Origin of the sequence: Pseudonocardia adelaidensis, assembly GCF_039543345.1 — a bacterium.
Classification (GTDB): domain Bacteria; phylum Actinomycetota; class Actinomycetes; order Mycobacteriales; family Pseudonocardiaceae; genus Pseudonocardia; species Pseudonocardia adelaidensis.
In genome coordinates this window covers 1-25,144 of record NZ_BAABJO010000002.1, presented here as the reverse complement: position 1 = coordinate 25,144, position 25,144 = coordinate 1, and the positions used below count along the sequence as shown (strand labels likewise).

Annotated in this window: 21 protein-coding genes and 3 pseudogenes; 10 read left to right on the top strand and 14 right to left on the bottom strand. The window is 73.1% G+C overall.

Translation table 11 applies throughout. The annotated features are described in order from the left end of the window. Window positions 1-83: 83 nt before the first annotated feature. Complete coding sequence (locus ABEA81_RS01920) at window positions 84-338, top strand: hypothetical protein (protein ID WP_345602807.1); 255 nt, start codon at window positions 84-86, stop codon at window positions 336-338. 126 nt (window positions 339-464) lie between these two features. On the opposite strand, the gene ABEA81_RS01915 is transcribed toward ABEA81_RS01920, so the two are convergent. After that, complete coding sequence (locus ABEA81_RS01915; protein ID WP_345602805.1) at window positions 465-974, bottom strand: MarR family winged helix-turn-helix transcriptional regulator; 510 nt, start codon at window positions 972-974, stop codon at window positions 465-467. A gap of 158 nt (window positions 975-1,132) precedes the next feature. On the opposite strand from ABEA81_RS01915, the gene ABEA81_RS01910 reads away from it, so the two are divergent. Then, window positions 1,133-1,435 (top strand): MTH1187 family thiamine-binding protein, encoded by a 303-nt coding sequence (locus ABEA81_RS01910; RefSeq protein WP_345602804.1) that lies wholly within the window; start codon window positions 1,133-1,135, stop codon window positions 1,433-1,435. Between the two features lie 71 nt (window positions 1,436-1,506). Here the strand turns inward: ABEA81_RS01910 and ABEA81_RS01905 are convergent, their stop codons facing one another. Next, complete coding sequence (locus tag ABEA81_RS01905; RefSeq protein ID WP_345602803.1) at window positions 1,507-1,800, bottom strand: hypothetical protein; 294 nt, start codon at window positions 1,798-1,800, stop codon at window positions 1,507-1,509. Window positions 1,801-2,114: 314 nt separating this feature from the next. On the opposite strand from ABEA81_RS01905, the gene ABEA81_RS01900 reads away from it, so the two are divergent. Then, on the top strand, window positions 2,115-3,035 hold the full coding sequence (locus ABEA81_RS01900) for a tetratricopeptide repeat protein (RefSeq protein WP_345603252.1): 921 nt from the start codon (window positions 2,115-2,117) through the stop codon (window positions 3,033-3,035). A gap of 66 nt (window positions 3,036-3,101) precedes the next feature. Here ABEA81_RS01900 and add read toward each other — a convergent pair whose 3' ends face one another. Continuing rightward, window positions 3,102-4,127, bottom strand: coding sequence for an adenosine deaminase (gene add, locus ABEA81_RS01895; RefSeq protein ID WP_345602802.1), 1,026 nt, complete (start codon window positions 4,125-4,127; stop codon window positions 3,102-3,104). Between the two features lie 192 nt (window positions 4,128-4,319). After that, a complete protein-coding gene (locus ABEA81_RS01890; RefSeq protein WP_345602801.1) occupies window positions 4,320-5,660 on the bottom strand; it encodes a neutral zinc metallopeptidase in 1,341 nt (446 codons plus the stop codon). A gap of 79 nt (window positions 5,661-5,739) precedes the next feature. Here ABEA81_RS01890 and ABEA81_RS01885 point away from each other — a divergent pair, with 79 nt between their 5' ends. After that, a complete protein-coding gene (locus tag ABEA81_RS01885) occupies window positions 5,740-6,963 on the top strand; it encodes a glycosyltransferase family 87 protein (protein ID WP_345602800.1) in 1,224 nt (407 codons plus the stop codon). A 593-nt stretch (window positions 6,964-7,556) separates the two neighbouring features. Here ABEA81_RS01885 and glgB read toward each other — a convergent pair. Beyond that, a pseudogene (gene glgB, locus ABEA81_RS01880) lies at window positions 7,557-9,746 on the bottom strand (1,4-alpha-glucan branching protein GlgB); the annotation flags it as partial. A gap of 104 nt (window positions 9,747-9,850) precedes the next feature. Between glgB and ABEA81_RS01875 the strand changes: the two are divergent. Beyond that, window positions 9,851-10,735, top strand: coding sequence for a hypothetical protein (locus tag ABEA81_RS01875; protein ID WP_345602799.1), 885 nt, complete (start codon window positions 9,851-9,853; stop codon window positions 10,733-10,735). 35 nt (window positions 10,736-10,770) lie between these two features. Here ABEA81_RS01875 and ABEA81_RS01870 read toward each other — a convergent pair whose 3' ends face one another. The 5 genes and pseudogenes from ABEA81_RS01870 to ABEA81_RS01850 form a co-directional block, all read right to left on the bottom strand. Further along, the gene (locus ABEA81_RS01870; RefSeq protein WP_345602797.1) at window positions 10,771-11,502 is read right to left on the bottom strand and encodes an RNA polymerase subunit sigma-70; all 732 of its coding nucleotides are present in this window, start codon (window positions 11,500-11,502) and stop codon (window positions 10,771-10,773) included. 83 nt (window positions 11,503-11,585) lie between these two features. Next, a pseudogene (locus ABEA81_RS01865) lies at window positions 11,586-11,690 on the bottom strand (sigma factor); the annotation flags it as partial. A gap of 159 nt (window positions 11,691-11,849) precedes the next feature. Next, the gene (locus ABEA81_RS01860; protein ID WP_345602795.1) at window positions 11,850-13,253 is read right to left on the bottom strand and encodes a maltokinase N-terminal cap-like domain-containing protein; all 1,404 of its coding nucleotides are present in this window, start codon (window positions 13,251-13,253) and stop codon (window positions 11,850-11,852) included. Further along, window positions 13,250-15,004 carry a maltose alpha-D-glucosyltransferase gene (gene treS, locus ABEA81_RS01855; protein ID WP_345602794.1) on the bottom strand — a complete coding sequence of 585 codons (1,755 nt, stop codon included), beginning with the start codon at window positions 15,002-15,004 and terminating at the stop codon, window positions 13,250-13,252. Before treS ends, ABEA81_RS01860 begins: the two co-directional genes overlap by 4 nt. 289 nt (window positions 15,005-15,293) lie before the next feature. Continuing rightward, window positions 15,294-15,656, bottom strand: coding sequence for a winged helix-turn-helix transcriptional regulator (locus ABEA81_RS01850; protein ID WP_345602792.1), 363 nt, complete (start codon window positions 15,654-15,656; stop codon window positions 15,294-15,296). A 78-nt stretch (window positions 15,657-15,734) separates the two neighbouring features. On the opposite strand from ABEA81_RS01850, the gene ABEA81_RS01845 reads away from it, so the two are divergent. Further along, window positions 15,735-16,556, top strand: a complete 822-nt coding sequence (locus ABEA81_RS01845; RefSeq protein ID WP_345602791.1) for an NAD(P)H-binding protein — start codon at window positions 15,735-15,737, stop codon at window positions 16,554-16,556. 27 nt (window positions 16,557-16,583) lie between these two features. Here ABEA81_RS01845 and ABEA81_RS01840 read toward each other — a convergent pair whose 3' ends face one another. After that, window positions 16,584-18,554, bottom strand: coding sequence for an alpha-1,4-glucan--maltose-1-phosphate maltosyltransferase (locus ABEA81_RS01840; RefSeq protein WP_345602790.1), 1,971 nt, complete (start codon window positions 18,552-18,554; stop codon window positions 16,584-16,586). 96 nt (window positions 18,555-18,650) lie between these two features. Next, complete coding sequence (locus tag ABEA81_RS01835; protein ID WP_345602789.1) at window positions 18,651-19,247, bottom strand: TetR/AcrR family transcriptional regulator; 597 nt, start codon at window positions 19,245-19,247, stop codon at window positions 18,651-18,653. Between the two features lie 58 nt (window positions 19,248-19,305). On the opposite strand from ABEA81_RS01835, the gene ABEA81_RS01830 reads away from it, so the two are divergent. Further along, window positions 19,306-20,127 carry an alpha/beta hydrolase family protein gene (locus tag ABEA81_RS01830; protein WP_345602788.1) on the top strand — a complete coding sequence of 274 codons (822 nt, stop codon included), beginning with the start codon at window positions 19,306-19,308 and terminating at the stop codon, window positions 20,125-20,127. A 40-nt stretch (window positions 20,128-20,167) separates the two neighbouring features. On the opposite strand, the gene ABEA81_RS01825 is transcribed toward ABEA81_RS01830, so the two are convergent. Then, window positions 20,168-20,578 carry a PPOX class F420-dependent oxidoreductase gene (locus ABEA81_RS01825; protein ID WP_345602786.1) on the bottom strand — a complete coding sequence of 137 codons (411 nt, stop codon included), beginning with the start codon at window positions 20,576-20,578 and terminating at the stop codon, window positions 20,168-20,170. 456 nt (window positions 20,579-21,034) lie between these two features. On the opposite strand from ABEA81_RS01825, the gene glgP reads away from it, so the two are divergent. Continuing rightward, window positions 21,035-23,578, top strand: a complete 2,544-nt coding sequence (gene glgP, locus ABEA81_RS01820) for an alpha-glucan family phosphorylase (protein WP_345602785.1) — start codon at window positions 21,035-21,037, stop codon at window positions 23,576-23,578. A gap of 168 nt (window positions 23,579-23,746) precedes the next feature. Here the strand turns inward: glgP and ABEA81_RS42505 are convergent. Then, a pseudogene (locus ABEA81_RS42505) lies at window positions 23,747-23,866 on the bottom strand (MmyB family transcriptional regulator); the annotation flags it as partial. Between the two features lie 176 nt (window positions 23,867-24,042). On the opposite strand from ABEA81_RS42505, the gene ABEA81_RS01815 reads away from it, so the two are divergent. Then, on the top strand, window positions 24,043-24,561 hold the full coding sequence (locus tag ABEA81_RS01815; protein ID WP_345602784.1) for a hypothetical protein: 519 nt from the start codon (window positions 24,043-24,045) through the stop codon (window positions 24,559-24,561). Window positions 24,562-24,963: 402 nt separating this feature from the next. Continuing rightward, window positions 24,964-25,144 (top strand): hypothetical protein (locus ABEA81_RS01810; RefSeq protein ID WP_345602783.1); only part of this gene is annotated, 181 nt, incomplete at its 3' end.

Here is a 25,144-nt window from a genome sequence, read left to right as displayed (position 1 = left end):
GGTTCCAGGATGTCGGGGGTGCGACCTAGTGTCAACGGGGTTGCCGCAACAGGGCGATAACAGTTGACGAAGGGGAGGATCCCGTGGATCTCACGACGTGCTCGGTGTGGGCGCTGGCCGGTTCGGCCGGGGGCGCGGTGGGCGGCTACTGCACAGGCCGGCGGCGTCGGCGGAAGGCGGCAGGCGCCGGCAGCCGTCCCGGCCGGTCGAGGAGGAGGCGGCGCACCCGCATGCCGGGCCGGTCGAGGGGCACGTCGGCCATGCGCTCGTGGCCGGGCGGTGCCGGGCACCCGCCGTCCCCGGGCGACGGGGAAGCGGAGGACACCGAGCGGGGCTGAGCGCCTCTCGGCGGGTCCGGCGAGCGGCGCCGGTCCGCGGCCGCTCGCACACCAACCGTGGTGTCGGCACATGAACTGAAGTTGGTGTGTGAGGGCCGAGGTTGGTGTGTGAGTGCGCCGGGGTGGCTAGCTGTCCTCGAAGTCGCCGGCCGCTCGCCGCACCCGGCCCAGCAGGGTGGTGAGCTGGGACTCCTCATCGGGGGTGAGGCCGCTGAGCCCGAAGTCGATCGCCGTCACCGACTTGGTGGCCGCTTCCTGCAGCGACGAGCCGGCATCGGTGATCTCCACGAGGGTGGCGCGCCGGTCGGTGGGGTGCGGGATGCGGCGCACCAGGCCGTCGGCCTGCAGCCGGTCGACGATGTTGGTCACGCTCGTGGGGTGCAGCTGCAGGCGCTCGCCCATCACGCGCATGGGGAGGCGTCCCGTACGGGAGAAGGTGAGCAGCACGAGTGCCTCGTAGCGGGCGAAGGTCAGGCCGTGCGGCCGCAGCGCGCCGTCCACGGCCGAGAGGAGGATCTGCTGCACGCGCATCACGCTGGTCACCGCGGCCATGGTGCGGGCCGGGCCGATCCGCTCGTCCCACAGCTCGGCGGCGCGCAGGATCGGGTCGAAGGGCAGCGGCTGCCGACTGGCCATGGCTCGCGACGTTAGCAGTGTTGCTGTCACGAGCCGGGGAGCGCGGCGCTCGGATCGCCATCCCGCACCGGCGGCTCGTGCTCCTCCTCCGGGGCGGCCGAGGCCTCACCGTCCTCCTCGGGTCGCGGGCGCCGGGACGGCTGAGGCAGTGTGGCCCCATGCTCTTCGCCTTCAGCATCGCGCCGGCCGGCACGCCCGGCGACAGTGTGAGCCCGGCGGTCGCCGACGCCGTCCGCGTGGTCCGGGAGTCGGGCCTGCCCAACGAGACCACCTCGATGTTCACCACGATCGAGGCGGAGACGTGGGACGAGGGGATGGCGGTGGTCAAGCGCGCCGTGGAGGCGGTGCAGGCCCACGCGCCGCGGGTGAGCCTGGTGCTCAAGGCCGACATCCGGCCCGGGTACACCGGTCAGCTCGCCTCGAAGGTGGAGCGGGTCGAGGCGCACCTGGAGGAGGGGTAGGAGCGCCTCCACCACCTGGGAAGACGCGAGGGGGCCGCACGATCACCGTGCGGCCCCCTCGCAGGGGAACGTCAGCTCAGCGCGACGTTCAGGGTGAAGAAGAAGACGCCCACCAGGATCGCCGCGCCGCCGAGCACCATCGCGATCTTCGCCTGCTTGGCGGCGGCGGGACGGCGGACGGCGGCGACACCGAGGCCGATGGCCGCGGCGCCGACGATCCAGCCGACGATCGAGATCGGGCTGACGAGCAGGGCGATCGCACCCACGATCAGGGCCACCTTGCCCAGCACCGGGCTCTCGCTCTTGGCGGTCTTCTTGCGGGCGTCCTCGAGCAGGCGGTCGGCGACGGTGTTCTCCGTGCTCATGCAGGTTCCTTCGAGTGAGGGAAGCCGCGGGGTGCGGCCGAGCGGATGTCTACTCAGAGCGACCATCTGGTCACTCCCACATGCTCAACGAGTGGCCCGCCGGTCTGGTGCTCGCCCGGTCCGGTGATCAGTGGCGGAGCGCAACCGGGCGATCGCGCAGTGTGATCACGGGCGGTGACGAGTTCCCCCGCGGGTCGACACGTTCGGCGGATGTTCGGTGGCTGCGCGCGGTTCCGGTGGCCGGTGGCAGGATGAACGGCGTGTCTCGACCCGATCCTCGTCAGGCGGCACAGACGGCCGCGTTGTCGCGCGCGATGGCCGGTGCCGTGGACCTGTCCGCGCTGAAGGCCCGTTCGGAGGCGGCAGCCCGCCAGAAGGCGGCGCCGCGGCCCGACGGCGACGGCGGTGACGGCGGCGCGAGCCCGTTCGTCGTCGACGTCACGGAGCAGAGCTTCCAGGCCGACGTGCTGGAGCGCTCGCTGCAGGTCCCGGTCGTCGTCGATCTGTGGGCCGAGTGGTGCGGACCATGCAAGCAGCTCTCCCCGGTGCTGGAGCGCCTCGCCGAGGCCGGCAACGGGGCGTGGGTCCTCGCCAAGGTCGACGTCGACGCGAACCCGCGGATCGCGCAGGCCTTCGGCGTCCAGTCCATCCCGATGGTGGTGGCCGTCGCGGGCGGGCAGCCGGTCGACGCGTTCACGGGTGCCCTGCCCGAGCCGCAGGTGAAGCAGTGGATCGGCGCCCTGCTCGACGCGCTGCGCGAGCGGATGCCTGCCATCGCCCAGGCGGAGGCCGGTGCGGCGGGCGGCGAGCCCGTCGAGGAGCCCGAGGACCCGCGCTTCACCGCGGCCGAGGACGCGCTGGAACGCGGCGACTACCCCGCGGCCGAGGCCGCCTACCAGCAGATCCTCGCCGCGGAGCCGGCCAACGAGCAGGCGAACGCCGCGCTGGCGCAGGTGCGGTTCCTCGCGCGGGCGGAGGCGGCCGACCCGTCGGCGGTCGCCCGGGCCGACGCCGCGCCCGACGACGTCGACGCGCAGCTCGCCGCGGCCGACGCCGAGGTGGCCGCAGACCGCGCCGAGGCGGCGTTCGACCGGCTGGTGTCGACGGTGGCCCGCACGGGGGGCGAGGAGCGCGACCGCGTCCGCGAGCACCTGGTGAGCCTGTTCGAGCTGTACCCGGCGGACGACCCGCGGGTCAGCACCGCCCGCCGAGCGCTGGCCCGCGCCCTGTTCTGACCGGTCGATCGTTCCGAGCCCGCGGCCGACGCCCTGGTGAGGGCGGGAACCGCCGTCTCGGAACGATCATGCGTGGGCGGCCTCGACCTGGTCGATCTCGGCGAGCAACGTGTCCCGCAGTTCGGCCGGGCAGAAGGCGGCGCGGGCACCCGTGCGCGCGATCTCGGCCAGCTCGGGAACGCCCATCCCGAAGGCCTCGTGGCAGAGCAGGTACTCGGCGTCGAGGTCGGTGTGGAACATGCCGGGGTCGTCGGTGGCGAGGGTCACCGGCACGCCCGCGGCCACGAGCGTCGGGAGCGGGTGTGCCGCGATGTCCCGCACCGCGCCCGTGCGAAGGTTCGAGATGGGGCACACCTCGAGCGTGATGCCGTGCTCGGCGAGGTGCTCCACCAGGCGCGCGTCGCCGGCGGCGCCGATCCCGTGGCCGATCCGCTCGGCGCCGAGCTCGGTGACCGCCGCCCACACCTCGTCCGGGCCGACGGTCTCCCCGGCGTGCGGCACGCTGTGCAGGCCGGCGGCGACGGCACGGCGGAAGGCGGGTGCGAAGTCGGCCCGGCGGACGCCCACCTCGGGCCCGCCGAGGCCGATGCCGACGGTGCCCTCCGGGCGGTGCCCGATCGCGAACTCGACGGTCTCCTCCGCGCCCGCCGGGCCGAGCGTGGCGTCGGCGTCGAAGACCCAGCCCAGTTCCACGCCGTGCCGTTCGCGCGCCAGCGCGCGGCCGTCCACGAGCGCTGCGGCGAGGTCGGCGTAGCTGATCCCGGCCATCCGGTTGCGCACCGGCGTGACCTGCACCTCGGCGTAGCGCGCTCCGCGCAGCGCCAGCTCGGCAGCGAGCCCTTCGAGCAGGGTGACGACGTCGGCGCCGGTGGTGACCAGCAGGTTCACCCGGTGGTAGACGGTCAGGAAGTGCGTGAAGTCGGTGAACGCGTAGAACCGCCGCAGCTCCTCGCGGTCGGTGGGGACGCCGCCGTCGGGGTGGCGGCGGGCGAGCGCGAGCACGGTGTCGAGCGAGGCGGAGCCGACCAGGTGCAGGTGCAGCTCGACCTTGGGCAGGGCAGCGACGAACGCCGCCACGGGGGACGTGGACACGTGAGACCTCTTCGGGAACGGGGTGGGACGGCGGGCGCGGGACGCCCCTACCAGTCGGCGTCGCCCCGGTCGTAGCACCGCCCGTACAGCGGCCGCCGGAGCAGCTCGGCCGTCCGGAGATCCACGAGCGACAGCTTCCCCCGGCCGCCCGGCACGGGTCAAGCGCGCCGTCGGAGGTACCCGGACGGGGCGTCAGCAGGCGGCCGGCCCCTCGAGCAGCCCCGTGCGGAACCGGCCGACGCGCTCGAACCCGTGCTCGGCCGGGTCGGATGCGCCGGCCGCGTCGCGGGCGACCCAGTCGGCCGCGAGCAGCACCTGCACGGCCTCGTCGAGGTCGCCGGGGGAGAGGTGGAAGCCGTCGGTCGCGTCGAACAGCCTGCCGGTGTAGGCGCCCGTGAGGCAGGTCGCGGCGGCGCCCGCAGGCCTGCCCACCGGTGACCGCCCGGTCGCGGCGAGCATGGCGAGGCCGTAGCGGCCTGCCACGACGGTGGCCGCGGCGAAGTCGCCGACCTCGTCGTGGAGCCGCCCCAGCGCGGCGACGTCGACGGCGACGCCGCCGTCCTCGCGGCAGTAGGCCGCGGGTCCCTGGGGGGCCAGCTCGGGGACGGGGCAGGCACCGCCGGTGGAGAGCTGTGGCGGGTGCCATGCGGGAGCCAGGCCGCCGAAGAACCCGCCCGCGTCGCGCTCGACGAACGCGAGCAGCTCGCGCAGCGGCAGGTTGCCGCCCCGGGCCTGGTCGGCCTCGGACCCGAACCGGCGTTGGGTGAACGGGCGGTTGTCGACGGTCATGTCCGCGCAGAGCGAGGCACCCTCGGTCCAGCCGTCCTGGAACGCCGAGACCCGGTCGAACGCGTTGCCGTGCGCAGACTCGTCGCCCGCGGTGACGCCGATCGGGTCGCGGAACCCGACCAGCGCCTGCATCGCCTGGTCGCGCTCCTCGGGCCCCAGCGGGAGTCCGGCGACCGGCTCCTCGGCGAACAGGGCGAGCGCGACGCCCGCGTAGCAGTCGGCCATCGACTCGAGCAGGATCGTGGGGAACCGCTGCGGATCGCGGGCCTGCTCGGCGTCCACACCGAGCCGCGTCTGCACGGCGTGGCCCACCTCGTGCGCGAGCACCACCGCGACGCCCACGGGCCCGAACCGTTCGTACAGCTCCGGGACGAGGCCGTCGGCGTCCCACACGACAGCGTCGGCGGACGGGCAGTAGAAGGCCTGGCCGGTCAGGTCCGCCGCCCGGTTGACGCAGGGCGGCGGCGTGGCCGCGGGGTCCCGGGTGGTGGCGGCGGTGAACGTGCCGATGTCGCTCCACTCCTTCCCGAACGCGGCGGGGAGCTCGCCGCGCCAGAACTCCTGCAGCGCCCTGGCGGTGGCCTCCGCGACCCGCCCCGGCGGATCGGACCGGGAGGCGATCGCCGCGCTCGCAGGCACGGGAGGGTCGACCGGGCGCGCGCTGCCGGGCACGACCAGGCTGCACGCGCTCGTCAGGAGCAGGGCGACGACGAGGGTGGCGAGCCGGGCGGTGGGAGCGCGCACGGCGCCCATCATCGCGTGCCGGCCCGCTCCGGGGGAGCGGTTCGGCCGAAGACGTGCGGGCCGGATAGCGTCAGGCACCGTGTCGCTGCTGAACCGATGGCCGGACCTGGCCCCTGCGACGCCGGGCGGGCGCGTGCCGGCGGTGCGTCGGGCGGTGTCCGGGCTGCTGGTGCTGGCGTCGCTCGTCACGACCGTGGTGCTGCACGTGCGGCACCCCGACGCGCTGGTGACGCTGCTGCCGGGGACCGACATGCGCGACCTCCACGTCGACTTCGACACGTTCTGGCACTCCGCCGTGGCCCTCGTGGCGGGCGACGACATCTACGACACGCCCGCGAAGCTGACCAACCTCAACCCGCCGCTGCTGACGGTGCTGCTGGTCCCGTTCGCATGGCTGGACGCCCTCACGGCGTACCGGGTGTTCGTGGTGCTCACGCTGCTGCTGGTCGCGGCGTCGGTGCTCGCGGTGGCCAGGGAGCTGCGGCTCTCCCGTACCGCCACCGTGCTGGCGCTCCTGGCGGTGCTGGCGTCCTCGCCGTTGCACGGCACGCTCGTGCTCGGCCAGATCTACCCGCTGCTCCTCGCGGGCCTCGTCGCGGGCTGGATCGCGGAGCGGCGCGGTCGGCCGGTGCTCGCCGCCGTGCTGTACGGGGTCACGGTGGCGCTCAAGCCGTCGCTCGCGCCGGTGCTGCTCCTGCTCGCCGTCCAGCGCCGGTGGGTGCCACTGCGGGCCGGCATCGCCGCGGCCGTGGTCGCGACGCTCGCGGGAGCGCTCGTCGCCGGGCCGTTGAGCGCCGTCGAGTGGCTGAAGATCGCCTTCACCGAGCCGGTTCCGGACACCGTCGACAACGCCTCGCTGCCCGGGCTCGCGGTGCGGTTCGGCGTGCCGTCCGTGCTGGGCATGGTGGCAGGGCTGGCCGTGCTGGTCGGCACCCTCGTCTGGATCGGTCGCCACCGCGACCGCGTCGACCCGGCCGGCACCGCGCCGTGGGCGGTGCTCGCGGCCGGGCTGCTGTTCTCCCCGATCGCCTGGCACAACTACCTCATGCTGCTGTTCCCCGGCGCGCTCGCGCTCGTGCCACTCGGGCTCGGTGCCCTGACGGCGGCGGGGCTCGCGCTGGCCGTCATCCCCGTGTCGTGGAACGCCGACTGGCCGCCCGAGGGCATCGGCGCCGACCTCGCCCGCTCGCTCTACTGCGCCATCCTGCTGGGCTACTGGGCGGTGCTGCTGTCGTCGTCGGTGCGGTCGGCGGCGGAGGAGGAGCCGGCGCGGCCCGCCGCGGAACCGGTGTCGCCGGACTGAGCCGCTGGCGTGGGCGGCGCCTCCGCCGGGGCATCGCCGGTGACCGGGGCGGCCGGGGCGTCGTCGAGCACCGTGTCGGCATCCGGGCGGGGGCTGTCCGGGACGGCGCCGGCCGCGTCCGAGCCGCCGGACACCGTGGGCAGCTCCCCGGTGTCCGCGTCGTCCGGGCTCGGATCGCCGGACCGGACCGAGCTCCACGGCGCGGGATCCCAGGAGGCCGTCTCCGGCGCGGTGGGACGCATGCCGTCCTCCGAGGTCGGGTCGGCCTCGGCGGCCGGCCGGGTGACCGGCGCGCTCGTCCCCGTGCCGACGGAGGCGGGCCCGGCGACGGTCGAGGGCCGCTCGGGCGCGTCGGACGCCGGGACCTCCGCGTCGAGGGCGGGGTCGCCGGTGCTCTCGCTGGGTGACGGCGACGGTGCGGGTGCGCGCTCCGCCGCGTCGGACGCGGGGACCTCGGCGGCGAGGTCGGGCTCGTCCCCGGCGCCCGTGGCCTGGACCCCGGCGGTGCGGATCCCGGTGGCACGGACGTCGGCGGGGGCCGGCTCGGCCGTCCTCGTCTCCGCGGCCCGGCGGCGCACCGCCCCGGCCCCCGGCTCCGGCACGAGCCACAGCACGCCGGCAGGCGGGAGCTGGAGCACGGCCGACGCCGGTCGCCCGTGCCACATCGTCCGCTCGGCCTCGACCGCGCCGAGGTTCCCGACGCCCGAGCCGCCGTAGATCTGGGCGTCCGTGTTGAGCACCTCGCGCCACCGGCCGGCGAACGGCAGGCCGACGCGGTAGTCGCGCTTGGGGCTGCCGGAGAAGTTCGCGATGCAGGCGAGCACGGTGGGCCTGCCGTCGGCGTCGACGCCGTGGCGCAGGAAGCTCAGGACGTTGCCCGAGGCGTCGTTGGCGTCGATCCAGGAGAAGCCCTCGGGGGTGAAGTCCTTCGTCCACAGCGCGGGGTTGGCGCGGTAGGTGCGGTTCAGGTCGCCCACCAGGGTCTTCACGCCGCCGTGCAGCGGGTCCTGGAGCAGGTGCCAGTCGACGGAGCGCGACTCCGACCACTCCCGCTCCTGGCCGAACTCCCCGCCCTGGAACAGCAGCTGCTTGCCGGGGTGCGCCCACATGTACGCCAGCAGCGCCCGCAGCTGCGCGGACTTGTTCCAGGCGTCGCCCGGCATGCGCTGCCACAGCGAGCCCTTGCCGTGCACGACCTCGTCGTGGGACAGCGGCAGCACGAAGTTCTCGCTGAAGGCGTACATCAGCGAGAACGTCATCTGGTTGTGGTGGTAGGCCCGGTAGATCGGGTCACGCCCGGCGTAGTCGAGCGTGTCGTGCATCCAGCCCATGTTCCACTTGAAGCCGAATCCGAGGCCCCCGAGGTGGGTGGGGCGGGTGACGCCGGGCCATGCCGTCGACTCCTCGGCGATCGTGACGACGCCGGGGTGGTTGCGGTAGACGGTGGCGTTCATCTCCTGCAGGAACGCCACCGCGTCGAGGTTCTCGCGCCCGCCGTGGACGTTGGGCAGCCACTGGCCCTCGGGCCGGGAGTAGTCGAGGTAGAGCATGCTGGCCACGGCGTCGACGCGCAGGCCGTCGATGTGGAACTCGTCGAGCCAGTAGAGCGCGTTGGCCACGAGGAAGTTGCGCACCTCGCGGCGGCCGAAGTCGAACACGAGCGTGCCCCAGTCGGGCTGTTCGCCACGGCGCGGGTCGGCGTGCTCGTAGAGCGCGCTGCCGTCGAACTTCGCGAGCGCCCACTCGTCACGCGGGAAGTGGCCCGGCACCCAGTCGACGATGACGCCGAAGCCGCGCTGGTGCAGGTGGTCGACGAAGTAGCGGAAGTCGTCGGGCGTGCCGAAGCGGGCGGTCGGGGCGTAGAAGGAGGTGACCTGGTAGCCCCACGATCCGCCGAACGGATGCTCGGCGATCGGCAGCAGTTCGACGTGTGTGAAGCCCATCTCGCCCAGGTAGTCGGCCAGCTCGTCGGCGAGCTGCCGGTAGCCGAGCCCCGGTCGCCACGAGCCGAGGTGCACCTCGTACACGCTCATCGGCTCGGCGTGCGCCTGCCGCAGCGTGCGTGCCGCCATCCACTCCTCGTCGCCCCACTCGTGAGTGGAGACGTCCACGATCGACGCGGTGGCCGGCGGGACCTCGGTGCGGAAGGCCAGCGGGTCGGCCTTGTCGCGCCAGCGCCCGTCGCGGCCGAGGATGCGGAACTTGTAGCGGGTGCCGGGCGCGATGCCGGGGACGAACAGCTCCCACACACCCGAGCCGCCGAGCACGCGCATCGGGTGCGCCCATCCCGACCAGCCGTCGAAGTCGCCGGTGACGCGCACGCCCTGGGCCGTCGGCGCCCACACCGCGAAGCTGGTGCCGGTGACCGGGCCCGCGGGCGTGTCGTAGCTGCGCACGTGCGCGCCGAGCACGTCCCACAGCCGCTCGTGGCGCCCTTCCCCGATCAGGTGCAGGTCGATCTCGCCGAGCGTGGGCAGCCAGCGGTAGGGATCGTCGACGACGTCGACGCGGTCGCCGTAGCTCACGGCGAGGCGGTAGTCCGCGGGTGGCCCCGGGACCACGCCGGAGAACAGGCCGGAGTCGTGCACCTTGACGAGCGGGAACCCCTCCCCGCCGTCGCGCACGACCTTGACCTCGTCGGCGTGCGGCCGCAGCACCCGCACGACGGTGCCATCCGGGTGCGGGTGGGCGCCGAGAACGGAGTGCGGGTCATGGTGCGCGCCGCCGAGCAGCCGGTCGATCGTGTGCGGCTCCGGCGGGTACGGGTCCACCCGCTCGCTGATCGTCTGGGTGCGGTTCTCCTCACGATCCACGCGCGCACCCTAGTGCGCCGAGTCGCCGCTCGCCGAGCCTGGGAGCAACGATCCGATCACCGTGCGCTTCCTGCATGATCGGGGTCATGTGGGGGCGGGTGCTGCTGGGCGGGACGTTCGCGGTGCTGCTCGCCCTCGTCGTCGCGGTCGCCGTCGGGTTCCCGGCCGTCGCGGCCACCGCCTGCCCCGGCTGCTACGGGCTCGAGCGGGTGCGGAAGGGCCTGCACGTGGAGCCGGGCGCCGGCGCGGAGCAGCGCGCTCAGGTGAGCGCCGCCGTCGCCGAGGGCACGCGGCGCGTCGCGGCGTTCTTCGGCGACCTGCGCAGCGACCCGGAGTTCCTCGCCTGTCTCACCGACCGGTGCTACGCGCGGATCGGCGGTGGTGGTGAGTGCGGGGTCGCGGTGCTGAACCGCGCCGTGATGCTGTCGCCCCGGGGGATCGACCCGGTCATCGCCGCGCACGAACTCACCCACGTCGAGCTGCGCGCCCGGGTCGGGAAGGCGGTCGTGCCGCAGTGGTTCGACGAGGGCCTCGCCGTCCTCGTCGCGGACGACCCGCGATACCTGCGCCCGGCGGGTACGGGCGACCGCTGCCTCGTCGCGCCGACCGGGCCGCTGCCGGAGACGCTCGACGACTGGCTGCGTGCCGCGAGCGCGGACCCCGGGGTCTACGCGCAGGCGGCGTGCGCGGTGAGCCGCTGGACGACGGCCCACGACGCGCGCGCTCATCGCGGATCTCGCCGCGGGTGGGAGCTTCCCCCGGGGTTAGGCCCGGCCCCCATCCGGTCGTGGATCCCCACCAGGACCCGGGGCGCAGGGCGTCGACCCGATGATCGACTTCTCGGACATCGACGAGATCCGCCGCATCGTCGAGCACTGCAACCGGATCGCGGTGCACGAGCGCCACCCCTACGTCGGGGCCCGCGGTTGCGGCCGGATGATCGCCGTGTGCGGTTGTAGAACGTCATCCCTGCCGGTGAGCGCGTGCCCGAGGACTAGGTCCAGGGCGGGTGCTCCGCCGGCAACGTGGCCGGCAGGTCGAAGTGCGGGAACAGGCCCTCGTCGATGAAGGCCGTGACCGCGGCGATGCGGTCGCCGCGGAGCGTGAGGACGTCGATGATCCGCCCGATGAACGCACCCGCCTCTTCGTCCCAGATGTAGCAGGCGACCGCCTGCTGGCCGTTGGCCCGTACCGGCAGGTGGCGCCAGCGGTGGCGCAGGGGCATGTGGACGAGGAAGTCGGTGACCGCCGCGGTGCCGCGGTACCAGCTCGCCAGGGGCGGCATCGACCAGCTGGCGTCGGCCGTGAGCAGGGAGACGAGCGTGGCGGCATCGCCGCGTTCGAGGGCGGTGGCGTACTCGGTGACGAGCTCGCGCAACCGGGTGTCGCCCAGCGAGCGGAGCGTCTGCTGCTGGCTCTGCTCCGGCTGCAGCTCCTGGACCACCTTCCGGGCACGTTGCAGGGCGCTGTTGACCGACGCCGTGGTGGTGTCGAGTGTGTCGGCGACCTCCTTGGCCGAGTAGCCCAGCACCTCGAACAGCAGCAGCGCGGCCCGCTGGTTGCCCGGCAGGTGCTGCATCGCGGCGACGAACGCCAGCTCCACGCTCTCCCGCCGCTCGTAGCGCGCGTGCGGGGCTGCGGGGCCGTCGGCCAGCCCGGAGTCGGGGTAGGGTCCGAGCCAGGCGACGTCGGTGTGCGGTTGGTCGTCGACCGCCGCGTGCTCCACCGCGGTCCGATGTCGATCGGCAGCGCGCGCCTGCCCCGCCGGGCGATCGCGTCGAGGCAGGCATTCGTAGCGATCTTGTACAGCCACGAGCGCACCGAGCTGCGCCCCTCGAACCGGTCGATGCCCCGCCACGCCCGGAGCAGCGTGTCCTGGAGGGCGTCCTCGGCGTCGTGGATCGAGCCGAGCATGCGGTAGCAGTGGGCGTGCAGCTCAGGCCGCAGGGGAGCGACGAGGCGGTGGAACCCCGCGTCGTCGCCTGCCCGGGTACGCGGGAGCCCGGCCTCTGCCACCTCGCCGGGGGTCTCGGTCATCGAGGACGAGTGTGCCCGAGCGCACCGACGGTTTCCTCAGACTCCGGCGTCGGACTGCGCGTCGGCGGTCAGCCTGCTGATCGACGCGAGCGGGATCGGGGCCCATGCCGGGCGGAAGCGGGTCTCGTAGACCACCTCGTACACGGCCTTGTCCAGCTCGAACGCCCGCAGCAGGACCGCCTGCTCCCGGGGGTCGGCGCCGGCCCGCAGGGCGTAGCCGTCGCAGAAGGCGGAGCGATTGCGGTCCGCCCACTCCCGGGCGCGCCAGACGAGCTGGGAGTCCTGGTCGGGGTCGGTCCAGTCGCCCGACTGCTCCCACTGCGAGAGCTGGTGGAACGCGGCGTAGTCGAACGAGCGCAGCATGCCGGCGACGTCGCGCAACGGCGAGTCGGGCCGGACGCGGTGTGCGAGCGGGGCGGCGGGCTCGCCCTCGAAGTCGATCACCAGCCACCCGTGCGGCGTGCGCAGCGTCTGCCCGAGGTGCAGGTCGCCGTGCACGCGCTGGGTGGGCAGCGGGCCGGCCAGCGCCGCGACGGCGTCGTAGATGGCGTGGATCGGCTCGGCGCACGCGGCGAGCGCGGGGACGTCGGCGACGGAGGCGTCGAGGCGGTCGTGCCACGCCCCGGCCATCGTCCGCGGGTCGGCCTCGCCGGTGGCGAGCGCCTCCCGCAGCTCGGCGTGCACGACGGCGATCGTCTCGCCCAGCCGGGAGGCCTCGGCCGCGAAGTCGCCGCCCACCTCGTCGGCCCGCAGGTCGCCCTCGGCGAGCAGGTCGCGCACGCTCGCCTGGGCCATGGCCCAGCCCTCGGCGGAGTTCGCGGCGAAGTCCTGCAGCATCCCGAGCGTGACGGGCTCCCCGTGGAGGACGCCCTCGACCGCGCCTTGCAGGGCGGCCACCTCGTTGCTGTCGACCGACCGCAGTGCCCGGTGCAGCTCGAGGTCCGGGTTGACGCCGGGCTGCACCCGCCGGAACAGCTTGAGGATCGACTGCTCGCCCCACGACACGGAGGTGTTGGACTGCTCGACCCCGAGCACCCGGCCGGCGACGCCCTCCGCGATCTCGGCGCCGGGCTCGGGGACGAACCGGATCCCGCCCACCGTCCGCCCGGTGCGGATGGCGTCGAGCAACCACGTCGTGACGGCGGTGTCCCAGAGGCCGTCGTAGGCGATGTGCCGGCCGACCGGTCCGATCACGACGTGCTCCAGCTCGCCGCGCGGCTGCTCACGACGGGCGACGAGGATCTGGTAGTGCTGCACGGGGGAGTCGTCGGCGAAGTCGACGGCGAGGAGTACGTGGTCGAGGAGCGGTTCCCCGCCCGTCCGCAGCGGCGTGCTGGACGCGACCGCGACGGACCGGACGTGCCGCCCCTTCGCCGCGAACCAGCGTTGCCTCGGCAACCACTCGGGCAGAAGTTCGGGGAGCTCCTCGTCCAGCCTCATCCAGCGTCCTCCACAGGGGTGATCGAGAACCAGTAGAAGCCGTGCCCGGGCAAGGTCAGCAGATAGGGCAGCTCACCGATGCGCGGGAAGGGCACACCTCCGGTCAACTCGTGGGGGCAGCAACCCTGCCATGCCGAGAGGTCCAGTTCCACCGGCTGCGGGAATCGAGACATGTTGTTGACGCACAGAACCACGTCGTCCCCGCACGAGCGCACGTAGGCGAGCACCGACGGGTTGGAGCCGCCGAGCTCGTGGTACTCGCCCAGGCCGAACGCCGCGGGGTGCCGCTTGCGGATCTCGATCATGTGCCGGGTCCAGTGCAGGAGCGACGTGGTGCTGTTGAGCTGGGCCTCGACGTTCACCGCCTGGTAGCCGTACAGCGGGTCCATGATCAGCGGCAGGTAGAGGCGTCCGGGGTCGCAGGTGGAGAAGCCGGCGTTGCGGTCCGGCGTCCACTGCATCGGGCTGCGCACGGCGTCGCGGTCGCCGAGCCAGATGTTGTCACCCATTCCGATCTCGTCACCGTAGTACAGAACGGGTGAACCGGGCAGGGACAACAGCAGCGCGGTGAACAGCTCGAGCTGGTTGCGGTCGTTGTCGAGCAGCGGGGCCAGCCTGCGGCGGATGCCGATGTTGGCCTTCATGCGCGGGTCCTTGGCGTACTCCGCGTACATGTAGTCGCGCTCTTCGTCGGTGACCATCTCGAGCGTGAGCTCGTCGTGGTTGCGCAGGAAGATGCCCCACTGGCAGCCCGACGGGATCGCGGGCGTCTGGGCCAGGATCTCCGAGATCGGGAAGCGGTTCTCCCGGCGGACCGCCATGAAGATGCGCGGCATCAGCGGGAAGTGGAAGGCCATCTGGCACTCGTCGCCGCCGCTGTCGGCGTCGCCGAAGTACTCCACCACGTCGGACGGCCACTGGTTGGCCTCCGCGAGCATGACCCGGCCGGGGTACTCGACCTCCATCACCTTGCGGCAGCGCTTGAGGAACTCGTGCGACTCCGGCAGGTTCTCGCAGTTCGTGCCCTCGCGCTCGAACAGGTAGGGGACGGCGTCCAGCCGGAACCCGTCGATGCCCAGGTCGAGCCAGAACCGCAGGACCTCGATCATCGCCTCCTGAACGTCCGGGTTGTCGTAGTTCAGGTCCGGCTGGTGGGAGAAGAACCGGTGCCAGTAGAACTGGCCGCGGATCGGGTCGTAGGTCCAGTTGGACGTCTCGGTGTCGACGAAGATGATCCGCGCGTCCGGGTAGCCGGAGTCGTCGTCGGCCCAGACGTAGAAGTTGCCGTAGGGCCCGTCGGGGTTGCGCCGGGACTCCTCGAACCACGGGTGCTGGTCGGAGGTGTGGTTCATGACGAGGTCGGTGATGACCCGGATCCCGCGCTTGTGGGCCTCGTCGAGCAGCACCACGAAGTCGTCGACGGTGCCGAACTCGGGGAGCACGGCCCGGAAGTCGCGGATGTCGTAGCCGCCGTCCCGCAGGGGGGAGTCGTAGAACGGCGGCAGCCACAGGCAGTCGACGCCGAGCCACTGCAGGTAGTCGAGCTTCTCGGTCAGGCCGCGCAGGTCGCCCGTTCCGTCCCGGTTGGAGTCGGAGAAGGCCCGGACCAGTACCTCGTAGAAGACGGCCCGCTTGAACCAGTCGTGGTCGACGTCCAGCGGGCGCGCATGCTCGAAATCCTCCGACGAGGTCTCGACGAGCTGGTCGTCTTCGGTGTGCCGGGTCTCTGGGGCCGAGGTGTCGGTCGACATGGGCGTATCGCGTTCCTACCGGGCGGGGACGGATGGCGGAGGGGGCACCCGGCCAGTCTCGCCGGGCTCGGTGCCCGACGCACGACGTGGCTCGGCGGCTGCGTCGGAGCGTAGCTCCCGGCATCACGGAGCGCGGGGGCAGGGACCTCGGATGTGTCGCGCAGCGCGCCCGGGAGATCACGACGTGTGACCGAATTCCCGCCCCGCGGTCACACCCGGACCGTGGTGCCGGCACACCGGCTGCAGTTGCCGTGCGGACGCCGCTCTTGGTGTGCGAGCGGGTTCGCGGCTAGCTGCTCAGGGGGCGGCCGGCCGCGTCGTAGCTGCTGCGCGCCCGGTCGACCTCGCCGAGATGCGCTTCGGCCCAGTGGGCGAGCTGCGCGAACAGCGGCGCCAGGCTGAGCCCCAGCTCGCTGATCTCGTACTCCACCCGCGGCGGGACGCTGGGGTGGTAGGTGCGCACCACGAGCCCGTCGCGCTCCAGCTGCCGCAGCCGCTGGGTGAGGACCTTCGGCGTGATCGTCTCGATGCGCCGCTGGAGCTCGACGAACCGCTGCCTGCCGAGCTCGTGCAGCGTCCACAGGATCGGGGTGGTCCACCGGCTGAAGACGATGTCGACGACCGGGCTGATCGGGCACGCCTGCGCCGCCATGGGTGGTCACTTTCCCCTAGGTACCTACTAGCCCCAGGAGATTAGCTTGCGTCCGAACCGAACGACAAGGAGCAGATCATGATCGTGGTGACCGGAGCCACCGGGAACGTCGGACGGCCCCTCGTGCAGGCGCTCGTCGATGCGGGGGAGAAGGTGACCGCCGTGTCCCGGCGCCCGTCGCACGTGCCCGACGGCGTCGAGGCCGTGGCGGGCGACCTGCTGCGCCCGCACACGCTCGCGCAGGCGGTGTCCGGCGCCCAGGCGCTCTTCCTGCTGACCTCCGCCGACGTGCACGGGGCCGCGGCCGACCTCGACGCCGTGCTGGAGGTCGCCCGGGACGGCGGCGTGCGGCGGGTCGTACTGCTGTCCTCCATCGGCGTCGCGAGCGGGCGGCACCCGTCCGGGCTGGAGGACTCGGTCACGGCCTCGGGCCTGGAGTGGACGCTGCTGCGGCCGGGGGCATTCGCCACGAACGACCTCGCGTGGGCGGAGCCGGTGCGCACCGCGCGGACGGTGCCCACCCCGTTCCCGGACGTCGCGGTCCCCGTCGTCGACCCGGCCGACATCGCCGACGTCGCCGCCGCCGTCCTGCTCGGGGAGGGCCACGCGGGCCGGACCTACGAGATCACCGGGCCGTCGCCGGTCTCACCCCGGGAGCGCGTTGCGGCGATCGGTGCGGCGCTGGGCGAGCAGGTGCGGCTCGTCGAGCAGACCCGCGCCGAGGCGAAGGCGCAGATGCTGGGGTTCATGCCCGAGCCGGTCGTCGAGGCCACCCTCGGTGCGCTCGGGGAACCGACCCCGGCCGAGCAGCGGGTGAGCCCGGATGTGGAGCGGGTCCTCGGCCGTGCGGCACGCGCCTACGCGGAGTGGGCCGGACGCAACGTGGCGGCCTTCCGCTGAGGCCGCGCCCGGCGCTGGAATCCTCGGCTACCGCTCCACCCGGAAGATGTGGGCCACGTTCCGCGACGGCTCCAGCCGCACGTAGTTGTACTGGCCCCAGTCGTACGTCTCGTCGGTGATCTCGTCGTGCACCGTGAGGCGGTCGTTCCAGCCGGCACGCAGCGCGGGCATGTCCAGCGCGGTGGTGCCCTCCTGAGGGTGGAACGAGTCGAGCGTGCACACCACGAGCACGGTGTCGCCGGTGGCCGGGTCGGTCTTGGAGTAGGCGATGATCGCGTCGTTGTCGACCTCGTGGAAGTGCAGGTCGCGTAGCTGCTGCAGCGCCGGGTGGGCACGGCGGATCTCGTTGAGCCGGGCGAGGTAGGGCTCGAGCGACCGGCCCCGGTTGACGGCGGCGGTGAAGTCGCGGGGGCGCAGCTCGTACTTCTCCGAGTTGAGGTACTCCTCGCTGCCCGGCCGCACCGGTTCGGACTCGAACAGCTCGAACCCGGAGTAGACGCCCCAGGTCGGCGACAGCGTGGACGCGAGCGTGGCGCGGATCGCGAACATCGCAGGGCCGCCGGTCTGCAGCGACTCGTGGAGGATGTCCGGGGTGTTCACGAAGAAGTTGGGCCGGCACTCGTCGGCGCGCTCGGCGTGCATCAGCGCGAAGTCGGTGAGCTCGGCCTTCGTGGTGCGCCACGTGAAGTACGTGTAGGACTGCGTGAAGCCCAGCCGCGCGAGGCCGAAGAGCCGCGCCGGGCGCGTGAACGCCTCGGCGAGGAACAGCACGTCCGGGTAGCGGGACTTGACCTGCCAGATCAGCCAGTGCCAGAAGTTCGGCGGCTTGGTGTGCGGGTTGTCCACCCGGAAGATCCGCACCCCGTGCTCGGCCCAGTGCAGCACCACCCGCAGCGACTCGGCGTAGATCCCGGCCGGGTCGTTGTCGAAGTTGACCGGGTAGATGTCCTGGTACTTCTTCGGCGGGTTCTCCGCGTAGGCGATGCTGCCGTCGGGACGCACGGTGAACCACTCGGGGTGCTCGGTGACCCAGGGGTGGTCGGGGGCGCACTGCAACGCGAAGTCGAGCGCCACCTCCATGCCGAGGTCCCGGGTGCGGTCGACGAACGCGTCGAAGTCCTCGATGGTGCCGAGCTCCGGCTCGATCGCGTCGTGCCCGCCGTCGGCCGAGCCGATCGCCCACGGTGACCCGACGTCGCCGGGCCCGGCGTTGACGTTGTTGTTGCGGCCCTTGCGGTGCACCGTGCCGATGGGGTGGATCGGCGGCAGGTAGACGACGTCGAAACCCATCGCGGCGACGCGGTCGAGCTCCTTCGACGCGGTGACGAAGGTGCCGTGAATCGGGCGGCCCTGCTCGTCGACGCCGCCGGTGGAGCGCGGGAAGAACTCGTACCAGGAGCCGAACAGGGCGCGCTCGCGGTCGACGTGGATCTGCTGCGCGCGCCCGCGCGTGATCAGCTCGCGCACCGGCCGCTCGGTCATGATCTTCTCGACGGCCGGGAACAGCGCCGGGGCCACGCGCGCGTGCAGCGGGAGTGCGGTGTCGCGCAGCGCGTTGGCGGCGCCGAAGAGCAGGTCGCGGTGCGGGCGCTCGCCGGGGCGCCGGCCGACCCGCTGCAGCAGCCGGGCGCCGACCTCGAGGTCGTTGGCCAGCTCGTCGGCCCCCTGGCCCGCTGACAGCTTGACCGTGACGGCGTGGCGCCAGGTGGACCACGGGTCGCTCCACGCGTCGACGCGGAAGCTCCACAGGCCCGGCTCGTCGGGCACGACGGTGGCGGCGAACCGGTCAGTGCCGCTGCCGACGGGCGTCATGCGCACGTGGTGCGCGGCGCCCTGGCTGCCGATCCGGCGCCAGACGACGTTGGCCGCGACGGCGTCGTGGCCCTCGCGCCACACGGTGGCCGTGATCGGGACGACCTCGCCCACGACGGCCTTGCTCGGATGACGACCGCCGCTCACGGTGGGAGTCACGTCATCGATCCCGAGCCGGCCGGTCATCGGCACACCCCCAGCTGCTCACGCGTCGCGGAAGTCACAAACCTACCTACCCGATCTGCCCGGGGGCAGAACGGGGAGCGGTCGTTCACCCGATGGTCACCGCAACGATTCAGAACGCCGGTCGGGGGCCTCGCCCGCGGTGATCCCCGCAATCAGCCAGCGCAGCCCCCGGTCGAAGTTGTCCCGCAGCTCGGAGCCGGGGACCGGCCGTTCCTCCGGCGCGCCGTCGAAGGCCGCGAACCCGATCGTGTAGACGATCAGGACGCGCAGGGCCTCGCGGGCCGCGTCGCCGGTGATCCCGGCCGCCGCCAGGTGCTCGAGCATGACGGCGCCGAGTCGATGCGCGTTCTCGCCCCGGGCTCCCTGGCGGGTGAGGAACGCCGGCAGCAGCTGCGGGTGGCGCAGCAGAACGTCGTGGGTCGACGTCATCAACCGGTGGATCGCGTCGCCGGGATCGCCTCCCGGGTCGGGGCCCGGGGCCTCGACCTGGGCGAGGACCCGGTCCAGCACGCCGTCCACCAGCTCGGTCTTGTCCGCGACGTGGCTGTAGAGCGTGTTCGGTGCGACGCCGAGGCGCTGTGCGACCGCGCGCATCGTCACCGCGCCGTGCTCGGCGATCACGTCGGTGGCGGCGTCGAGGACGCGGTCGCGGCTCAGCCCGGCGCGCCGGCCGGGGCCTCGGGTGCCCTGCATCTTGTCAACTGTACATCGTTCAGTTAAATTGGACACCGTACAGTTCGAAGGAGGAGCCATGGCAGTCAGCACCGCGATCACCGGCACCGCGGCGGGAGTCCCGTTCCGCGCCGTCCCCCCGCAGGGTGACCCCGCGGACGCGCCCGTCGTCGCCGCGTGGCACCTGATGGACGCGCCGCGCACCGAGGCGGCGTTCGCGGCGGCGCTGCCGCTCGCCGGGCTGGACGCGTGGCGGATCTACCTGGGCCTGCCGATGCACGGGGCCCGGTTGCCCGAGGACGGCGTCGACGGGTTGATGAGGCTCGGCTACGAGGACGCCGTGCGGAACCTGTACGGGCCGATCAGCGCGCAGGCGGCGGAGGAGTTCGCGCCCGCCTACGCCGAGCTGCGGAGCCGGCTCGGGTTCCGGGACGGCCCGATCGGGTTGCTCGGTGGGTCGCTCGGTTCGGCCGTCGCGCAGCTCGTGCTCGCGGAGGGCGGCTTCGACGTCGCCGCGGCGGTGCTGGTCAGCCCCATGTCCCAGCTGAGCCCGGTGGTCGAAGCGATGGGCCGCCGGTTCGGGGTCACATATCCCTGGGCGGAGCCGTCGCTCGAGATCGCCCGGCGGCTCGACTTCGTGGCGCGCGCCGACGAGCTGACGGGGTGCCCGGCCACGCTGCTCGTCGTGGGTGAGGAGGACGACGAGCCGGGCTTCCGGGCGCCGGCCCGGCGGCTGCGCGATGCGCTCGCCCAGCGGTCGGTGGAGGCCGGGCTCGTGATCGTGCCGGGAATGGGGCACGTGTTGGCCGAGGAGCCCGGCACGGAGCCTGCGCCGCAGCTGCCCGAGGCCGCCGAGGTGGACCGGCTGGCCGTCGACTGGTTCTCCCGGCACCTGGGGTGACCGGGGCGCGGTGGGGTGTCGCCGCGGTGAGCGGGAGCTGTCAGCCGGAGCGGTCCGGCCCCGCCCGGACGAGCTCGACCCGCAGCAGCACCCGCCGCTCCCGCCGCATGGCCTCCCGGTAGCCGTCCCAGTCGTCGTGCTCGCCGGAGACGCGCCGGTAGTAGTCCACGAGGCCGTCCATCGCGGCCGGCAGGGAGACGATCTCCGTGCGGCCCTCCACCTGGACCCAGCGGCCGAAGAACCCGTCGGGCAGCACGCACAGCCACGACCGCGGGTCGCGACGCAGGTTGCGCACCTTGAGCGCGGTCTCCCGGGTGCTCACGAGCACCCGTCCCCCGTCGTCCACCGCGACCAGCACCGGCGACATCTGCGGGGTGCCGTCCCCGCGGATCGTGGCGAACACGGCCCGGTGCTGCTCGCGGACGACGTCGCGCGCCTCGTCGAGGTCCATCTCACGACCGTAGTGCCACCAGGAGCACCGATGGGCCGCGAGCGCGGCGAGGATCGCCCAGGCCGCTGCGCGGATGCTCGGATCTCATCGCGCCGGGCGCATCCGGAAGGCCACCACCAGTGCGAGCGCGGTGACCACGGCCATGGCCAGGAAGGCGTCGGAGAAGGCGGCTCCCTCGTTGAACTGACACCGATGTGGTTGCAGTTGGGCGCACGAGAACGGCGCAGGTCCGCGGGTTGCTCGCCAGGCTGTCGGCGATCTCCGCGGACGTCAGCGACCGGTCGTTCCAGCGGCCCAGCATCGTGAGCGCGTGGATCGCGACGGCGCTCCGGCTGCTGCGACCCATGTGACCCTCCGCTCGAACTGCAACCGACGTTTGTAGTTCTTGGTCGGTGTCAACGCGCGGCGGGCGAGTACTGGACCGATCCCGGGATCCATTCAACTAAGGTCTGCAGGGTGAAGGCTCTTCGCAGGTTCACCGTCCGCGCCCAGCTGCCGTCCGCGCTGGCTCCGCTGCAGACCCTGGCCACCAACCTGCGGTGGACCTGGCACACCCCCACCCAGGACCTCTTCGCCACGCTCGACCCCGACGCGTGGGAGCGGGCCGGGCACGACCCGGTCCGGCTGCTCGGGGAGATCTCCTCGACGAGGTTCGGAGAGCTGGCGAAGGATGCCGACACGGTCGTCACCGTGCGGGAGCTGGCCGACGACCTCGGGAGCTACCTGCAGGAGCCGCGCTGGTACCAGCTGGAACGCGAGGACGACCCCTCGCTGCCCGCGGCCGTCGGCTACTTCTCGATGGAGTTCGGCGTGAGCGAGGTGCTGCCGAACTACTCCGGCGGCCTCGGCGTGCTCGCGGGTGACCACCTCAAAGCCGCGTCCGACCTCGGCGTGCCACTGATCGGCGTCGGGCTGCTCTACCGCTCCGGGTACTTCCGGCAGTCGCTCTCCCTGGACGGCTGGCAGCTCGAGCACTACCCCGTGCTCGACCCGCAGGGCCTCCCGCTGCAGCTGCTCGCGGACGCCGACGGCGCGCCGGTGCTCGTCGAGGTCGCGATGCCGCGCGGGCGCGTGCTGAAGGCGCGCGTCTGGCAGGCCACGGTCGGGCGCGTGCCGCTGCTGCTGCTCGACTCGGACATCGAGGAGAACGAGCCCGACCTGCGCGGCGTCACCGACCGGCTCTACGGCGGCGACCAGGACCACCGCATCAAGCAGGAGATCCTCGTCGGCATCGGGGGCGTGCGGGCCGTGCGCGCCTTCTGCGCGCTCACCGGGCACCCGGCACCCGAGGTGTTCCACACCAACGAGGGGCACGCCGGCTACCTCGGGCTGGAGCGCATCCGCGAGCTGCACGAGCGGGACGGGCTGTCCTTCGACGAGGCCGTGGCCGCGGTGCGGGCGGGCACCGTCTTCACCACGCACACCCCGGTGCCCGCCGGCATCGACCGGTTCCCGCTCGACCTCGTGAGGCACTACTTCTCGGACGAGATGCTGCCCGGCGTTCCGATGGACCGCGTGCTCGCGCTGGGCGCCGAGGAGAACCCCAACATGTTCAACATGGCGCACATGGGCCTGCGGCTGGCCCAGCGCGCCAACGGCGTCTCCCAGCTGCACGGCGCGGTCTCGCGCGGGATGTTCGGCGCGCTGTGGGCCGGCTTCGACCGCGACGAGGTGCCGATCGGATCGGTCACCAACGGCGTGCACGGTGCCACCTGGGAGGCCCGCGAGGTCACCGCCCTGCTCGGCGACTGCGGCCCGGCCGCGAACCACATGCAGCGCGATCCGGTCTCCGACGAGATGCTGTGGGAGCTGCGGGGCGCGCTGCGTGCGCGGCTGGTGTCGGAGGTGCGCCGCCGGGTGCGGGAGGCGTGGCTGCAACGCGGGGCGTCGCTGCCGGAACTGTCCTGGACCGACCACGTCTTCGACCCCGACGTCCTCACCGTCGGGTTCGCCCGCCGGGTGCCCACCTACAAGCGCCTCACGCTGATGCTGCGCGACAAGGACCGGCTGCGGGACCTGCTGCTCGACCCGCACCGGCCGGTGCAGCTCGTGGTCGCGGGCAAGAGCCACCCCGCCGACGACGGCGGCAAGGCACTGATCCAGGAGATCGTCCGGTTCGCCGACGACCCCGCGGTGCGCCACCGCATCGTCTTCCTGCCCGACTACGACATGTCGATGGCGCGGTACCTCTACTGGGGCTGCGACGTGTGGCTGAACAACCCGCTGCGGCCGCTGGAGGCCTGCGGGACCTCGGGCATGAAGTCGGCGCTGAACGGCGGGCTCAACCTGTCGATCCGCGACGGGTGGTGGGACGAGTTCTACGACGGCGCCAACGGGTGGGCGATCCCCACCGCCGACGGCATCGAGGACCCGCTCCGGCGCGACGACCTCGAGGCCAACGCGCTCTACGAGCTGCTCGCCACGCAGGTGGCGCCCGCGTTCTACGAGCGCGTGGACGGGGTGCCGCCGCGCTGGGTGGAGCTGGTGCGCCACACGCTCACCACCCTGCGGCCGCAGGTGCAGGCCAGCCGGATGGTGCGCGAGTACGTCGAGGACTGGTACGCCCCCGCCGCGCGGGCGGCCGCCCGGATCTCCGGCGACGACTTCCGCCCCGCCCGCGAGCTGGCCGCGTACCGGTCGCGGCTCAACGCGTCCTGGCCGCAGGTGGAGATCACCGGCGTCGACGCGTCCGGGCTGCCGGACACGCCCGAGGTGGGCGCGGAGATGACGGTCCGCGCGTCGGTGCAGCTGGCCGGGCTCGCGCCGGGCGACGTCACCGTCGAGGCGGTCATCGGGCGGGTCGGCGAGACCGACGACCTGGCCGACTCGGTCACCGTCGCGATGGAGCACGTCGGCCTCGCCGAGGGGATGGGCGAGCGGTTCGAGTCGGTGGTCAAGCTGCCGCACGCCGGGCTCACCGGCTACACCGTGCGCGTGCTGCCGTCCCACCCGCTGTTGGCGTCGTCCGCCGAGCTGGCCAAGATCGTCCTGCCGGGCTGAGCCCCGCCGGGTGGGCTGTAGACCGTCAGCCGCAGCGCGGGATCGTCGGTGGCCTGCAGGGTCACGTACTCGTACGCCACCGGGCCGCCGCGCAGGTGGAGCACCTTGCGGCCCGATCCGGCGGCGGCGACCCGGTGCTCGTCCCCACCATCCCGCGAGCTCGGGGCAGCCGTCCCGGAGGCGCCCGGACAGGGCGGTGAACGCCGGGTCCGGCCCGGCCAGGTCGTGGGCCGCCCGGAACTGGGCGACGGCGTGCCGCGCCACCTCGGCCCATCCGGCGCCGAACAGCGTGCGTGCGGCGGTATCGAGGAGCGTCAGCCTGCCCGCGGTCCCGGGGGTGGGCCCGCCCGGGTCCGGTCCGTCGGGCCGGGCGCCACCCGGCTCGCTCCCGGTGACTGGGTGCTGTGCGATCCGACGATCCGGTCCCGCGACGACGCGCTCAGCCCGGACATCACGTTGCAGGGGTGGAGTGCCCGCGGTGGGGCGGGCTGGCGCTGGAGCGCTACTACGGGTGGGGCTCGTTCGCGGAGCGGCTGCTCGTGCCGACCGAGAACACGCATCCGCTCGGGCCGATCGATCCGGCCGACGCGGGCCGGTGGTGCGCGGTGCACGTGTGCCTGGTGCCGTACGGCGGGCTGCACGCCGTCGGGCTGCAGCCGGGAGAGACCGTGCTGGTCAGCGGGGTGACCGGCAACTACGGCAGCGCCGGCGTGGCGACGGCGCTCGCGATGGGGGCCGGTGCCGTCGTCGCTCCGGGGCGCAACGCCGCGATGCTCGCCGAGCTGGAGAAGCGGTTCGGGGCCCGGGTGCGGACCGTCGAGCTGACCGGGGAGGAGGACACCGAGCGGATGCGGGCGGCCGCGGGGCCGGTCGACCTCGTGCTGGACCTGCTGCCGCCGTCGGCCCCGGCGTCCGCGGTGCGGTCAGCGGCGATGGCGGTCCGCAAGTACGGCCGCTTCCATCTCACCGTCCTCCGCCCCTGATCGTCACCAGACGGTGTGGGCGCGTTCCGCAGTTCTCACGTCGGCGAGCCCAGTCGCCCCGGCCGTCGATGGCCACCGCCGTCGGCGGGATCTCGGCACTGTCACGCGCGTTCACGGCTGCCCGGCGCGTTCGGAGGTGGCTGGGTCGGGATCACTACCGAACCCTTGGGGTTGCTCTGGCGGCCGTCCCCGACCGGCGGGCACGCCCGTCTGCGACGAGACCGCCTCCGCCGGTGCCCACGCAACCATCCGGTGGTCCGGATTCCCACCCCGACCCTCCCCGAGAAGTGGTTGCTGCCATCGTTGACCGCGTTCCGCGGAACGCAGTCTGCGAGGCCAGAAAAATTGTCAGACGTCGATGTCATCCTGAGACCGAACACCACGCCGACTCAGGGGAATTCCATGTCTGCCGCCGCTATTGTTTCGCTGCCCACCCCGCTGCAGGGAATGAGTATTGATGATCTGGAATCGGAGCTGTTGGGGTTGGCCGGGCACATCGCCGCCGCCCAGGCCCGCTTCCTGCAGCTGGTGGCCGAGTTCGACGACCGCGACGGGTGGGCCGGTGACGGGATCCGTTCGTGTG